This is a genomic window from Mesorhizobium sp. CO1-1-8 (assembly GCF_020164875.1).
Taxonomy (GTDB): domain Bacteria; phylum Pseudomonadota; class Alphaproteobacteria; order Rhizobiales; family Rhizobiaceae; genus Mesorhizobium.
In genome coordinates, this window is record NZ_JAIUGZ010000004.1 from 493,273 (window position 1) to 506,836 (window position 13,564).

Below are 13,564 nucleotides of genomic sequence, written 5' to 3' on the forward strand. Positions count from 1 at the left end.
CCCGTCCATTTTCCGGCAGCCGGGTTAGGAAGCGGTGAAGAGCGCGTCATTGAAATGACAATCGGGGAGCGTTAGAGCAAAGCCAAAGGATGTCGCGCCATGAGCAAGCCCCAGAACCCTGTCCAGATGGCCGTGATCGGCGCCGCCCACGGCATCAAGGGCGAATTGCGGGTGAAGACCTTCACCGGTGAGCCGCTGGCGCTGGCCGATTACGGGCCGCTCTACGCCAGGGACGGGCGCGCCTTCCAGATCATCGACATCAGGCCTGCCAACACCGTCGTCGTGGTCCGCTTCAAGGGAATTGCCGACCGCAACGCGGCCGAGGCGCTGGCCGGCACGGAGCTGTTCGTCGACCGTTCGATGCTGCCGGACGATGGCGAGGAAGATGAATTCTACCATGCCGACCTTGTCGGCCTCGAAGTCCGCGACGACACGGCTGCCGTGCTTGGCAAGGTGGTCGCGGTGCACAATTTCGGCGGCGGCGACATTCTCGATGTGACGCTGGGCGGGCGCAAGGGCGTGCTGATCCCGTTCACGCAGGCCGCGGTGCCACAAGTGTCTATCGCCGAGGGTTTCGTCCGCGTCGATCCGGCGGCAGCCGGGCTTATCGAGGATGAGGATGGCGATGGTCCGCGTGAGGAAGACTTCGACCCGAAGGGCAGGCCGCGCGGACCGAGCGATGCCGGGGGCAACCGGTGAGTTTTTCCGCTTCGGTGCTGACGCTTTACCCTGAAATGTTTCCCGGAGCGCTCGGCCTGTCATTGGCCGGCCGAGCGCTCGAGGCCGGGACGTGGTCGCTGGAGGCGATCCAGATCCGTGACTTCGCCACCGACCGCCATCGTACCGTCGACGACACGCCCGCCGGCGGCGGCGCCGGCATGGTGATGCGCGCCGACGTGTTGGCGAAAGCCATCGACCATGCTTCGCCCGAAGGCGATCTGCGGCCACGCCTGCTGATGAGCCCGCGCGGCAAGCCGCTGACCCAGGTCCGCGTGCGCGAACTGGCCGCAGGGCCGGGCGCCATCATCCTGTGCGGCCGCTTCGAAGGCGTCGACCAGCGGGTGATCGACGCGCGGAGATTGGAGGAAGTCTCCATCGGCGATTTCATCCTGTCGGGCGGTGAGCCGGCGGCGCTTGTGCTGCTCGATGCGGTGGTGCGGCTGTTGCCCGGCGTGATGGGCAACGCGGTGTCGGGCGAAGAAGAGAGTTTCGAGAACGGCCTGCTCGAACATCCGCACTATACAAGGCCGCAGGAATTCGAAGGGCGCGAGATTCCCGAGGTGCTGATTTCGGGAAATCACAAGAAGATCGCCGCATGGCGGCGCGCGGAGTCAGAGAAGCTGACAGTCGAGAGGCGTCCGGACCTGCTTGCCGCTGCTCAGCCCTTGGCAAAATAGTAGAAGGCGAGAAACAGGCCGACGGCGACGACAAATCCGCGCACCGCGTTCTGTGGCACGCGCTTGGCGATCCAGACGCCGGCATAGCCGCCCAGCGCGCCGCCCGGGATCATGATGATCGCCTGCGGCCAGGCGACGACGCCGCCCGAGACGAAGACGACGATCGCGACAGCGGCGATGACCATGGCCAGCATGTTCTTCAGCGCATTCAGCCGGTGATAGTCGCCGGCTTGCGTCAGGCCGAGCGTTGCCAGCATCATCACGCCCATGCCGGCGCCGAAGAAGCCGCCGTAAATCGCGGTGGCGAACTGCGCCAGGGAACCGGCCAGCGAGCCCACCGCCACTTCCTGTCCCGGCTTTGGCGCCGGCTTCAGCCAGGGGCCGGCGGCAAACAGGGCCGTCGCGGCCAGCAACAGCCACGGCACCAGGGCGCGAAACGACGGATTGTCGAGCGCCAGCAGGATCAGCGCCCCGGCCAGTGCGCCCACGGCCGAGATCAGGCACAGCAGCAGCGCGCCGCGCCAGAAATGCCTGATGTCGGCCGAGTAGGCGAGGGTCGAAGTGATGTAGCCTGGAAACTGCGTCACCGAGGAGGTGGCGTTGGCCACGATCGGCGGCAGGCCGACCAGGGTCATGGCGCCGAAGGTGATGAAGGTGCCGCCACCGGCGACCGCATTGGCGGCGCCTGACAGAAAGCCTGCCAGAAACAGCAGGATGGCATCGAAGACAGACATGGAATGCGGCCGCTCAAAACTGTGTTATTTCAGGCTTAGAAAGCCTGAACGAGCGGCGCAACCCAGCACGGCAGGATTACGATGGTGCCATGCGAGCAGAAAATGCGCTGCCAAGGCGTGACAAGTGAGCGAAATAGCTGTATGTGCCCGCCCGTACCGGCCAGAAAGAATCTGCCGGACCCGTCAACAATGACGGTGTAGTCGCCCCTGCCTGATGGTTCAAAGACAAATGTCTTGGACACAAAAGGCATAGCCAAGCGGTCAATGGAACTGCAAGGCGAGTGTCGGACGCTCTGACTGTCGGAAGAACAAGAAGTGGACTTTTGAGATGGATATTCTCCGTCAGCTCGAGGCCGAACAGGCCGCCAAGATCGAAGCCAAGCGCAAGCTTCCCGAATTCCAGCCCGGCGACACCGTGCGCGTCCAGGTCCGCGTGACCGAGGGCACCCGTACCCGCGTTCAGGCCTATGAGGGCGTCGTCATCGCCCGCGCCGGCGCCGGCTTCCAGGAGAACTTCACGGTTCGCAAGATTTCCTACGGCGAAGGCGTCGAGCGCGTGTTCCCGGTCTACTCGCCGATGGTTGAAGGCGTCGAAATCGTTCGCCGCGGCAAGGTGCGTCGCGCCAAGCTCTACTACCTGCGCGATCGTCGCGGCAAATCGGCTCGTATTTCGGAAAACACCGGCGTGCGCGCCCGCAAGCTGAACGATGAGGAGCGCGATGCGCTGAACGCCGAGAAGGCCCGCATCGAGGCCGAGAAGGTGGCAGCAGCCGAGGCCCTGGCCGTCGAGAAGGCCGCCCAGGACGCCGCCGAGAAGAAGGCCGCTGCCGAGGCTGCCGAAGCCGCAAAGGCAGCCGAAGCAGCCACCGCCGAATAAATTATCGGCGAGCAAGTTTGAAAAGGCGGCTTCGGCCGCCTTTTTTCGTTTCCGGAGGCTGGCTGGCGGAAGTCGGCGGTTGACTCGATTTATATCGTGTACTAAATAATAGTGCACGATTTAACTGGAGAAATGAAAATGCCTGCATTGTATTCTACCCATGCCCGCGCCGTCGGCGGCCGCGCCGGCCATGTCCAGAGCGACGATGGCTTGCTCAGCCTCGACCTTGCCATGCCCAAGGATCTTGGCGGCAAGGGTGGTGCCACCAATCCCGAGCAGCTTTTCGCCGCCGGCTATGCCGCCTGCTTCGAAAGCGCCATGCGCTTCATCGCCGGCAAGCAGAAACTGTCGCTGCAGGATGCCTCGGTGACGGCCAATGTCAGCCTGCACAGCAATGCACAGGGCGGATTTGTGCTCGGCGTTTCGCTCGCGGCGGAAACAAAAGGTCTTGATCAGGCGGCGGCAGAAGCGCTTGTATCGGCAGCGCACCAGGTTTGCCCCTATTCCAACGCCATCAAGGGCAACATCGAGGTGGCACTTTCGGCCAAGGCGCTTCCGGCAAAGGCAGCATGACCGCGGAAACGACAACCAAGTCCAAGCAAGCCCCGGCGCATTTCGCCGGGGAGGCAAAACTCGACCAACAGCTCTGCTTCGCGCTCTATTCGGCAAGCGGGCTGATGACGCGGCTGTATCGGCCGCTGCTCGATCCGCTTGGTCTGACCTATCCGCAATATCTGGCCATGCTGGCGCTTTGGGAACGGGCTCCAAGCACGGTTGGCGAGCTTGGCGAAGCGCTGGGCCTGGATTCGGCGACGCTGACGCCGCTGCTCAAGCGGCTGGAGGCGGGTGGCCTGGTCACACGCCGGCGCGACCCCGCCGACGAGCGCCGGGTTCTGGTCGAGCCGACAGCGAAGGGCCAAGCATTGCGTGAGCAGGCCAAAAGCGTGCCGGCGGCGATGCTTTGCAACCTGCCGCTGGATGCCGACGAGTTGAAATCCCTGCACAGCACCCTGACACGGTTCGTCTCCGGCTTGCGCAAGGCGGATGCCGCGAACCGGGGCTGATCGCTGCCGCGACACGGTTCATTCCTGAATCCCGGAAATGAAGGCACTGGAATTCGCTTTCGCGCGTCCTGACGCAGCGGATCGTCTTGCATGACGCTTGCGGAAAGCTAAAGTCGGCGCCGGATTTTCCTGCAAGCCCGGCCATGCCCGGGTCCGTCAATTTCCGGGGAGTGTGTCATGACCAAATCGAAACTGCTGCTGGCAGGCCTGCTTGCCCTCGTCCTGGTGCCCGTTGCCGCCTTTGCGCAGGCGCTGCCCGATCTCGGCGGCAAGAAGGTGGTGGTTGTGACCGAAAACGCCTATCCGCCGCTGCAGTTCATCGATGCCAAGACGGGAAAACAGATCGGCTGGGAATATGACGCGATGAACGAGATCGCCAAGCGGCTGAATTTTGCCGTCGAGTATCAGAACACATCCTGGGACGCGATGATCCAGGCGGTTTCCGACAACCAGTACAACATCGGCATGACCGGCATCACCATCAAGGATGACCGCAAGGAAAAGGTGGATTTCTCCGACCCCTATATGCGCTCGGAACAGTTCATGCTGGTACGCGGCGATGAGAGCCGCTTCACCGACGCCAAGACCTTCGGCGCCTTCAAGGACGGGCTGATCGGCGCGCAGGCCGGCACCACGCCCTTCTACACCGCCGTCTACAGCGTGCTCGACGGCAATGAGCAGAACCCGCGCATCAAACTGTTCGAGACGTTCGGCGCGACGGTGCAGGCGCTGAAATCAGGCGACGTCGATGTTGTTTTGACCGATGGCACCGCCGGCAAGGGCTATGTCGATGCCTCCGAGGGCAAGCTGAAGCTGATCGGCGGACCGCTCGGCACCGAGGATTTTGGCTTTATCTTCCCGAAGGGTTCAGACCTGGTGAAGCCGGTCAACGCGGCAATCGCCGCGTTGAAGGCGGATGGGACGCTCGATGCGCTGAACAAGAAGTGGTTTCTTGATTACAAGATGGGGCAGTAGTCGCTTTGTCGCGAGGGTTGCGTGCCGGACAGGAATTCTCGCTGACTCAGCGCTTGAACGCCCCCCTCTGCCCTGCCGGGCATGTCCCCCTCAAGGGGGGAGATTGGCCGTTTCTTCTGCTTTCGCCAATCACCAACGTTAGAGAAAAGGCGTGGTCATCAAGGCTGCCAATCTCCCCCCTTGAGGGGGAGATGGCCGGCAGGCCAGAGGGGGGTGCCTTGGCGCGAACCTTTTGATGCGGGGCCCTTCCTCAAAACCCGATTTCCCCTGGTGGCTTGTCGTTGCCGCAGCCATCGCGATCGCGGTGGCCGTCTTCGTCGCCACCAGCAATCTCTATGCCCAGGTCTTCGCCACGGTCGCCAAGGGCATCGGCGTCACCATCTTCGTCACCGTGATCGCCTTCGTGCTGGCTTCGGCCATTGGGCTCGGCATCGCGCTGATGGGAATGTCCGGTTCGCGCTGGCTGCGCCAGATCGCGCGCTTCTACGTCGAGATCATCCGCGGCGTGCCGATCCTGGTGCTTCTGTTCTGGATCGCCTTTGCCGGCGCGCCGGCCTTCGTCGCGGCCTGGAACGCACTGACCGCGCCGCTGCAAAGCGCCGGCCTGTTCGGCGAGCTTTTGGTGCGCGACGTTTCGCTGCTGTGGCGCGCCATCATGGCGCTGACCATCGGCTATTCGGCTTTCATCTCGGAGGTTTTCCGGGCCGGCATCCAGTCGGTGGAGAAAGGCCAGATCGAGGCAGCGAAGGCGCTTGGGCTGACCCGCGCGCAGCGTTTCCGGCTGATCGTGTTCCCACAGGCGATCCGCACCATCCTGCCGCCGCTCGGCAATGATTTCGTCGCGCTGGTCAAGGATTCCTCGCTGGTCTCGGTGCTCGGCGTTGCCGACATCACGCAGATGGGCAAGGTCTACGCCGCCGGCTCCTTTCGCTTCTTCGAGACCTATTCGATAACAGCCTACATCTATCTCATCCTGACCGTCGGCCTGTCGCTGGCGCTCAGGGCGTTGGAGCGGCGGCTGCGCCGCCAGCACGAGGAATAGTCTTTCGGCGAAGGCAGCGCTACGATCCCCAAGCATTCCCGTTGAGGAGGTCCCCATGATCGTCGACAAAGCCAATGCGGCGCTGGATTCCGTCTATACGGCCGACACGCCGGAAGCGCTTGAAGAGGCCTATGCCGCGTGGGCTGCGACCTATGACAGCGAGACCGCCTCGCTCGGCTACCTCCTGCCTTTCCTGATCACCGCCTGGGTGGCGCGCCATGTGCCGGCGGGCGATGGCCCCTTGCTCGACGCCGGCTGCGGCACCGGCCTGTCGGGACCGTCGCTGCAGGCGCTCGGTTACCGCGATATTGCGGGGCTCGACCTCTCGGACGATATGCTGAGGATCGCCGGCAGCCGCAATGCCTACAGCGAACTGAAGCAGGCGATGCTGGGCGAAACGTTGCCGTGGCCGGACGGGTATTTCCGCGCCTTCTTCTCGACCGGCGTGTTCACCATCAGCCATGCGCCGGCATCCGGCCTGCACGAACTGGTGCGCATCACCCGCAAGGGTGGCCATGCCATCTTCACCGTGCGTGACCAGGTGTTCGAGAGCGGCGGCTTTCAGGCCGTATTCGACGAGCTGGAGCAAGCGAAGCGATGGCGACCGGTCGAGGAGAGCCCCTGGTTCCGCTGCTATGCGATCGCCGAACCTGACGCGCTGGTGAAGACCTTTGTGTTTGTAGTGGTTTGAGCGGAGAGGTTTGGGTTCTGCGAAGACACGCCGCAATTGCCGAAAACCCAAAACATTGGTATGAGCCACGCCATGGAAGAGCTTTTTGGCGATCCGGCCTACAAGGGGTTCGTGCTGCAGGACAGGAAACGCCTGCCGTCGCGCTTCTCCGCGCGCGTGTCCGGAGCGCTGACCAGCCGACTACCCTAGGCCGACCTGTCCAGGTCGTTTTCGCCGGGCCGAAAGTCAGGCGTCTGCTCTTTCCCCTTCTCATATCGACGGATTTACGCACATGAGCGCACCGCGCACACTCTACGACAAGATTTTTGACGACCATGTCGTCGACCGCCAGGATGACGGGACCTGCCTGCTCTACATCGACCGCCACCTCGTCCATGAAGTGACCAGCCCGCAGGCCTTCGAAGGCCTGCGCATGACCGGCCGTAAGGTCCGGCATCCGGAAAAGACGCTGGCCGTGGTCGATCACAATGTCTCGACCTCGCCCGAGCGCAAGTTCGGCATCAAAAACGAGGAAAGCCGTATTCAGGTCGAGGCGCTGGCCAAGAACGCCAGGGATTTCGGCGTTGAATATTATTCCGAGAACGATATTCGCCAGGGCATCGTCCACATCATCGGTCCTGAGCAGGGCTTTACACTGCCCGGCATGACCATCGTCTGCGGCGACAGCCACACCTCGACGCACGGCGCTTTCGGTGCGCTGGCGCATGGCATCGGCACATCCGAGGTCGAGCATGTTCTGGCGACACAGACGCTGATCCAGCGCAAGGCCAAGAACATGCTGGTGCGTGTCGACGGCCGTTTGCCGGAAGGCGTCACCGCCAAGGACATCATCCTGGCCATCATCGGCGAGATCGGCACTGCCGGCGGCACCGGCTATGTCATCGAATATGCCGGCGAGGCGATCCGTGCGCTGTCGATGGAAGGCCGCATGACGATCTGCAACATGTCGATCGAAGGCGGCGCGCGCGCCGGCCTGATCGCCGCCGACGAGACGACCTTCGCCTATGTCAAGGACAAACCTCGCGCGCCGAAGGGTGCGGCCTGGGATGCGGCACTCGAATACTGGAAGACGCTGCAGTCCGACGAAGGCGCGCATTTCGACAAGGTGATCGTGCTCGACGCGGCCAAGCTGCCGCCGATCGTCTCCTGGGGCTCCTCGCCCGAGGATGTCGTGTCGGTGCAAGGCATCGTGCCGAACCCGGACGACATCACCGATGAAAACAAGCGCACCTCCAAGCAGCGCGCGCTCGACTATATGGGTTTGACGCCGGGCACCAAGATCACCGACATCACGCTCGACCGCGTCTTCATCGGCTCCTGTACCAATGGCCGCATCGAGGATCTGCGCGCCGTCGCCAAGGTGGTCGAAGGCAAGACGGTCAGCCCGCATGTCGATGCGATGATCGTGCCGGGCTCCGGCCTGGTCAAGGAACAGGCGGAAGCCGAAGGGCTCGACAAGATCTTTATCGCCGCCGGCTTCGACTGGCGCGAGCCGGGCTGTTCGATGTGCCTGGCCATGAACGACGACCGGCTAAAGCCGCATGAACGCTGCGCCTCGACCTCGAACCGCAATTTCGAGGGCCGGCAAGGCTTCAAGGGCCGCACCCATCTGGTGTCGCCGGCAATGGCGGCTGCGGCGGCGATCGCCGGCCACTTCGTCGACATCCGCGAGTGGAAGTAACCCGGACTTGAACAGAACCCGAGCCGCGTGGGCTCGGGTTCAAAGCTCCCCGTCACGGCGGACGAGTTCGTGGAACTCTTCGCGGCGCCCCGGCTGTTCGGCCGCGACCACAAGCGCAAGCTGTTGTTCCTCGAAGAGCTTGAACCATTCGTCCCATTCGACGAGTTCATAGCCTCCCGCATTGAGCGGCCGTTCAGGCTGGTCCTGATCCTGATAGGCGTGCTGGCCGAAGACCAGCCTCAACATGGGCTGCGTCCCCGCCTCGGGCGATATGTCGACGATTGCGGGAAAGCCGGCGCGCCCGGCAGTCCACGAACGGATCGCATCGTGGTCGGTCAGTGTGATCGTGTCGGCCATGGGTAGCTCCAGATTGTGAACGGAGGAACGCTGACCGGAGACTGCGGTTCCCTGGCATTATGTTGAGACGGCGGTCCTGCTTACCGCTTTCGCTTAACCGCTTGTTTGCGCTTGCCCTCTAAGCTCTTCCCTGACGTAAGCGGGGAAATACCAGTCGTTTGGACACCGGTCTGCTCATAGCGCTGCTCAACCCGACGATCGCGCTGGCGCTCGGCGCGGCATTCCTCGTGCTGTGGTCCTATCAGCGCCACCGTCCCTATCTGGCCGTTCTGGCGATCAGCTACAGCCTCTCTGCGGTCGGCTTCCTGCTCCAGTATTTCACCTTGCCCATGGGCATGCCGCTGACCAAGCTGGTGTCGAACATCTGCTTCACTATCGCCGCTTGCTGCCTGTCCGGCGCCGTCATCCACCGCTATGGCCGCAAGGTGCCCTCTGTGGGGATCGGCGTGCTCGCCGCCGGCGGCCTGGCGTCGTTCTGCTGGTTCCTGTTCGTCGCGCCGGATCTCACCTGGCGTATCCTGGCGATGAATTTCGCTTTCGGCGGTATCAGCCTTCTGGTTGCCGCCGAACTGCGCCCGGTGCGCAACAACGGCCCGACCGAAAAAATCCTGTTCGTGCTGTCGCTGCTGTCGGGCGCCAATTTCTTTGTGCGCACCCTTGCCGTCGTCGTCGCGCATGGGCCCTTCGCCAGCTATGACGGGTTCTACGGCTCGTCCTATTGGACGACGGCGCTGCTGTCGCACGCGCTGCTCTCGCTGCTCATCGCGCTGTGCCTGTTTTCCGCCGCGGCACTCGACGTGTTGAAGGCGTTGAAGACTGAAACCTATACCGACCCCCTGTCGGGCCTGCTCAACCGGCGTGGCTTCGAGGAGCGAGGCATGCTGCTCTTGCAGCACTGTGCCTCGGCCCGGTTTCCGGTCGCGCTGGTGCTGGCCGACCTCGATCATTTCAAGGCGCTCAACGATATGCATGGGCATGGAGCGGGGGATCGCGTGATCGCCGACTTCGCCGCCAAGCTTCGGTCGGCGGCCGGCGCGCGCGGTGTTGCCGGGCGTATCGGCGGCGAGGAATTCGCGGTGCTGCTGCCACTCAGCGATCTTGCCGCGGCGCGGCTGTTCGCCGAGGCGGTGCGCACCGTCTATTCGGCCGGCCATGTCGACGGGCTTCCCGTTGGAACGAAGGTGACGGCAAGCTTCGGCGTGGCGGCCCGCAGCGGTGGCGAGGCGCTGGAGCCGCTGATGCGCCGTGCCGACGATGCGCTCTACAAAGCCAAGAAGAACGGCCGCGACAGTGTACGCCTGTCCTATGAGCGGCCGGAAACGGCGTTCCTGCCGGAGCCGCTCAAGACCGGCTGAATCCTGCCCGGGCGGGATGGCGTTAACGTCTTCTTCGCCCGTCGATGCTTAGCTGTCGGCGCGGGTGCGGGAGAACATGAGCGGCGCCAACTTCATCCTGTTGATCAATTTGTCGGTTGCCGGCCTGCTGGCGGCATCCTTCATGGCGGTCGCCTTCCATGATGTCGGCCGCGCGCCGGCGCGCTGGCTGGCATTTGGCTATGTGCTGGGCATGGCCTATTCGGCCATCGAATTCTCCATTCCCGCTTTTGCCGACGCGCGGCTCCCGGTCGTTGCCGCCTTCGCGGTCTTCCTTGCCGCCACCATTGCGTTCAATGGCGGGCTTGCCCGCAAATACGGCGTCGCGCCGCCCTGGAAGCCGATGCTGTTGTTCCTGGTCGCCACCACCATAGCTGTGTATTTCGTGCAGGACCTGCCGCGCCAGTCGCTGGTCCGCATGATGGCCTACCAGCTTCCCTATGCGGTCATGCAGTTCATCGGGCTGGCCATCGTCTGGTCGTCGAGGCAAAAGCTTGCCCGTCTCGATCGCATCCTGATGGCCGTGCTGGCGGCGAGCGGCCTGCAGTTTGCCTCGAAGCCGTTCATCGCGCACGGGCTTGGCGGCTGGGGCGCCAATCCGCAGGCCTATCTGCAAAGCAACTACGCGCTGGTGTCGCAATCGCTCGGCACTGTGTTTGCGCTGGCGCTGGCGCTGCTGATGCTGGCCATCCTGGTTCGCGACGTGCTTGCCGAAGTGACGTCGAAGTCGGAGACGGACACGCTTTCGCGCCTGCTCAACCGCGGCGGCTTCACCCGCCATGCCGAGCTGGCGGTGCTTAGCGCGATGCGGCAAGGCGTGCCGGTCGCGCTGGTCATCGCCGATCTCGACCATTTCAAGAGCGTCAACGACAGTTTCGGCCATGCGTCAGGCGACCGGGTGATCGAGACTTTTGCGGGCTTCCTGCGCGAGGCCGCCGCCGCGCATCACGTTGCCGGCCGCATTGGCGGCGAGGAGTTCGCCATCATCCTGCGGGGAACCAACCTTGCCGCGGCCCGCCTGTTCGCCGAGGGCACGCGCAGCGCCTTCGGCGCGCTGCCCATCGACGGACTGCCGGCTGACAACCGCTGCACCGCAAGCTTCGGCGTCGCCGAACTTCACCCGAGCGAAGACTTTGCCGATCTGATGCGGCGCGCCGACCAGGCGCTCTATCAGGCGAAGAATGCCGGGCGCGATTGCGTGCGCGTTTCGGCCGGGCCCGCCGGCAACTGGTCGTCGGCCGGAATGGAAGCTAGCGGCAGGGGCTGAGCTCGGGCATCTCGCCGTCGGAGAGACCGTACATATAGGAGCGGCCCTTCACCAGCACCGGCGGCCGGTAGCAATCGCTATAACCGCTGATTTCGTCGGCTTCGTTCTCGTAGATCACCTTGGGCTGGCCGGCGCTGGTGTAGTCGGAGAGCTGCTTGGCCAGCCTGCCTTGGCCGACGATGATGCGCTTGTAGCCGGCGGCGCTGTCGACGACGAGGTTGCCGAAGGAATCGGCGTAGACGCGATCCTGATGCCGCGCGCCGGCAAGCGCTGGCGCTGCAAGGCCGACGACCGAGGCCGCCACGATGAGCGCCGCAAGGCGCGATCTGCCTGAATTTGAACGCATGGCGTCCTCCGTGCCTTGAGGGAAAGCCTCCTCGAATCAGAAATTAACGTTTTCTTAACCTTTGTTAAGAGGCCGGCGCGTTTGGCGACGATGTCTCGGTAAACATGGTTAATATCCGTTAATATCCGTTAATATCCGACTGGATGGAAAACGCGGTGGCCGTCATTCGGCCATGCTTGGCCGCACCATCGGGCTGGTGTCCGTCTCGGCGTCGGGATGACCTTGATCTTGGCAAAGCATCACGGCTGGTTTGCCGCGCGGGAGGACAGCATATGGCGCTACGCCGGCCGATTTGGATGTCCGTTTTCCCGTTGCTCGGTGCCGTCGCTGCCTGTGTGCCACAGGACAGCGCGCCGAAGGCGGCCAACACCGTCGTCGTCTCACCTGCGCCGGCTCAGCAGTCCGTCGCAGCCGCGGCGCCTCCGGCAGCTGCAACCAAGATCATCACCGACCTTACTGCGCCGCGATCCGGCATAGGCACCTACAGATGCGGCAACAACGGTATGATTACGATCCAAAATCTCGGTACGTCGTTGCATGTGGTCGGGTCCGACGGCGCAACCGAAGAGTTTGCGGCGTCGCCCGCCAACCAGAGCAGCCGCTACCAGGCGGCCACACATGACGCAATCGTGATCGACGGACGCGAAGCGCTGGTGATGAAGAAGGGGTCGACGCCGCAGACCTGCAAACGCTAATGCCGCTGGGTCCCGGGCCAGACATGTTGCACTGCAGCGATAGCGAGCCGGGCTCGGGCCTCCCGGCCTAATCGATTGAAGCCCAAGCCTGCCTTTTAGTCAGACTAAATGACGTTCATGAAACGGTTTTCTGGCTTTGACGCGGTGCAAAAAGAGCATTAGAAACCGGCTGTCCGAAGTCGCAACCGGAGGCGGCAATGCCGCATTTCCACCTGAGGCTCCAGAGAGACGCCGAACTGGGGGAGCCATGAGCAGATCACCAGCCACCCGCGAATTTGCCAGACGTGAACGGCCGATTTCGCCGCACCTCACCGTGTACCGGCCGCCGATCACCATGACGATGTCGATCATTCATCGCATCACCGGTGGCGCGCTGTATTTCGGCACGCTGCTGGTCGCCCTGTGGCTGATGGCGACGGCAAGCTCGCAGGCGACCTTCGATTGGGCCAATTGGGCCTTCGGCACCTGGCTCGGCCGGCTCATCCTGTTCGGCTACACCTGGGCGCTGATGCACCATATGCTGGGTGGCGTGCGCCATCTGGTCTGGGACACCGGCGCGGGCCTGGAGAAGCATACCGCCTCGAAGATCGCCTGGGCGACGCTGGCCGGTTCGATCCTGCTCACGCTGCTGATCTGGATCGTCGGCACTATGGCGCGGGGAGCCTGATCATGAGCGGCAAAAACACCGACATGCGCACGCCGCTGGCAAAGGTCCGCGGCCTCGGCTCCGCCCGCGAGGGAACCGGGCATTTCTGGCGCCAGCGCCTGACCGCGATCGCCAACATCCCGCTGATCCTGTTCTTCGTCGGTTTCCTGATCGCGCTCAATGGCGCCGACCACGCGCATGTGCGGGCAGCCCTTGCCAACCCGTTCGTGGCGCTGGTGATGGCCCTGGTGCTCATCTCCGGGCTCATCCACATGCGGCTCGGCATGCAAGTGATCATCGAGGATTACGTGCATGGCGAAGGCATGAAGCTGGCGCTGATCGCGCTCAATACATTTTTCACCATAGCGGTCGGCGTCGCCTCGATCTTCGCCCTGCTTAAGCTGGCATTCGGAGGCTGA

At 63.5% G+C, this 13,564-nt stretch carries 17 protein-coding genes; 14 read left to right on the top strand and 3 right to left on the bottom strand.

Going from position 1 to position 13,564, the window contains the following annotated elements:
* The first annotated feature begins 99 nt into the window (after window positions 1-99).
* Both rimM and trmD read left to right on the top strand, forming a co-directional pair.
* The gene (gene rimM / locus LB558_RS11410) at window positions 100-699 is read left to right on the top strand and encodes a ribosome maturation factor RimM (protein ID WP_224697641.1); all 600 of its coding nucleotides are present in this window, start codon (window positions 100-102) and stop codon (window positions 697-699) included.
* Window positions 696-1,397: a tRNA (guanosine(37)-N1)-methyltransferase TrmD gene (trmD, locus tag LB558_RS11415; protein WP_224697642.1), complete on the top strand. Its 702-nt coding sequence runs from the start codon at window positions 696-698 to the stop codon at window positions 1,395-1,397. Before rimM ends, trmD begins: the two co-directional genes overlap by 4 nt.
* Here the strand turns inward: trmD and LB558_RS11420 are convergent.
* Window positions 1,379-2,131, bottom strand: a complete 753-nt coding sequence (locus LB558_RS11420) for a sulfite exporter TauE/SafE family protein (RefSeq protein ID WP_224697643.1) — start codon at window positions 2,129-2,131, stop codon at window positions 1,379-1,381. The genes trmD and LB558_RS11420 overlap by 19 nt on opposite strands.
* Window positions 2,132-2,459: 328 nt before the next feature.
* On the opposite strand from LB558_RS11420, the gene rplS reads away from it, so the two are divergent.
* From rplS to leuC, 7 genes are all read left to right on the top strand, one after another.
* Window positions 2,460-3,008, top strand: a complete 549-nt coding sequence (rplS, locus tag LB558_RS11425) for a 50S ribosomal protein L19 (protein ID WP_023811269.1) — start codon at window positions 2,460-2,462, stop codon at window positions 3,006-3,008.
* A 138-nt stretch (window positions 3,009-3,146) separates the two neighbouring features.
* On the top strand, window positions 3,147-3,581 hold the full coding sequence (locus tag LB558_RS11430; RefSeq protein WP_224697644.1) for an organic hydroperoxide resistance protein: 435 nt from the start codon (window positions 3,147-3,149) through the stop codon (window positions 3,579-3,581).
* On the top strand, window positions 3,578-4,072 hold the full coding sequence (locus LB558_RS11435; protein ID WP_224697645.1) for a MarR family winged helix-turn-helix transcriptional regulator: 495 nt from the start codon (window positions 3,578-3,580) through the stop codon (window positions 4,070-4,072). Before LB558_RS11430 ends, LB558_RS11435 begins: the two co-directional genes overlap by 4 nt.
* 177 nt (window positions 4,073-4,249) lie before the next feature.
* Window positions 4,250-5,047 carry a transporter substrate-binding domain-containing protein gene (locus tag LB558_RS11440; protein ID WP_027037423.1) on the top strand — a complete coding sequence of 266 codons (798 nt, stop codon included), beginning with the start codon at window positions 4,250-4,252 and terminating at the stop codon, window positions 5,045-5,047.
* A 235-nt stretch (window positions 5,048-5,282) separates the two neighbouring features.
* Window positions 5,283-6,089, top strand: coding sequence for an amino acid ABC transporter permease (locus LB558_RS11445; protein ID WP_224697646.1), 807 nt, complete (start codon window positions 5,283-5,285; stop codon window positions 6,087-6,089).
* 55 nt (window positions 6,090-6,144) lie between these two features.
* Window positions 6,145-6,780: a class I SAM-dependent DNA methyltransferase gene (locus tag LB558_RS11450; RefSeq protein ID WP_224697647.1), complete on the top strand. Its 636-nt coding sequence runs from the start codon at window positions 6,145-6,147 to the stop codon at window positions 6,778-6,780.
* A 271-nt stretch (window positions 6,781-7,051) separates the two neighbouring features.
* Window positions 7,052-8,461 (top strand): 3-isopropylmalate dehydratase large subunit, encoded by a 1,410-nt coding sequence (leuC, locus tag LB558_RS11455; protein WP_224697648.1) that lies wholly within the window; start codon window positions 7,052-7,054, stop codon window positions 8,459-8,461.
* 39 nt (window positions 8,462-8,500) lie between these two features.
* Here the strand turns inward: leuC and LB558_RS11460 are convergent, their stop codons facing one another.
* Window positions 8,501-8,818 (bottom strand): hypothetical protein, encoded by a 318-nt coding sequence (locus LB558_RS11460; protein WP_224697649.1) that lies wholly within the window; start codon window positions 8,816-8,818, stop codon window positions 8,501-8,503.
* 158 nt (window positions 8,819-8,976) lie between these two features.
* Here LB558_RS11460 and LB558_RS11465 point away from each other — a divergent pair, with 158 nt between their 5' ends.
* Complete coding sequence (locus LB558_RS11465) at window positions 8,977-10,173, top strand: sensor domain-containing diguanylate cyclase (RefSeq protein WP_224697650.1); 1,197 nt, start codon at window positions 8,977-8,979, stop codon at window positions 10,171-10,173.
* A gap of 76 nt (window positions 10,174-10,249) precedes the next feature.
* Entirely contained in the window at window positions 10,250-11,458 is a 1,209-nt protein-coding gene (locus tag LB558_RS11470; protein WP_224697651.1) for a sensor domain-containing diguanylate cyclase, read from the top strand.
* Here the strand turns inward: LB558_RS11470 and LB558_RS11475 are convergent.
* Window positions 11,442-11,804 (bottom strand): hypothetical protein, encoded by a 363-nt coding sequence (locus LB558_RS11475; protein ID WP_127413735.1) that lies wholly within the window; start codon window positions 11,802-11,804, stop codon window positions 11,442-11,444. The genes LB558_RS11470 and LB558_RS11475 overlap by 17 nt on opposite strands.
* 272 nt (window positions 11,805-12,076) lie before the next feature.
* On the opposite strand from LB558_RS11475, the gene LB558_RS11480 reads away from it, so the two are divergent.
* From LB558_RS11480 to sdhD, 3 genes are all read left to right on the top strand, one after another.
* Complete coding sequence (locus LB558_RS11480; RefSeq protein ID WP_224697652.1) at window positions 12,077-12,499, top strand: hypothetical protein; 423 nt, start codon at window positions 12,077-12,079, stop codon at window positions 12,497-12,499.
* 247 nt (window positions 12,500-12,746) lie between these two features.
* Complete coding sequence (sdhC, locus tag LB558_RS11485; RefSeq protein WP_224697653.1) at window positions 12,747-13,166, top strand: succinate dehydrogenase, cytochrome b556 subunit; 420 nt, start codon at window positions 12,747-12,749, stop codon at window positions 13,164-13,166.
* Window positions 13,167-13,168: 2 nt separating this feature from the next.
* The gene (gene sdhD / locus LB558_RS11490) at window positions 13,169-13,564 is read left to right on the top strand and encodes a succinate dehydrogenase, hydrophobic membrane anchor protein (RefSeq protein WP_127260090.1); all 396 of its coding nucleotides are present in this window, start codon (window positions 13,169-13,171) and stop codon (window positions 13,562-13,564) included.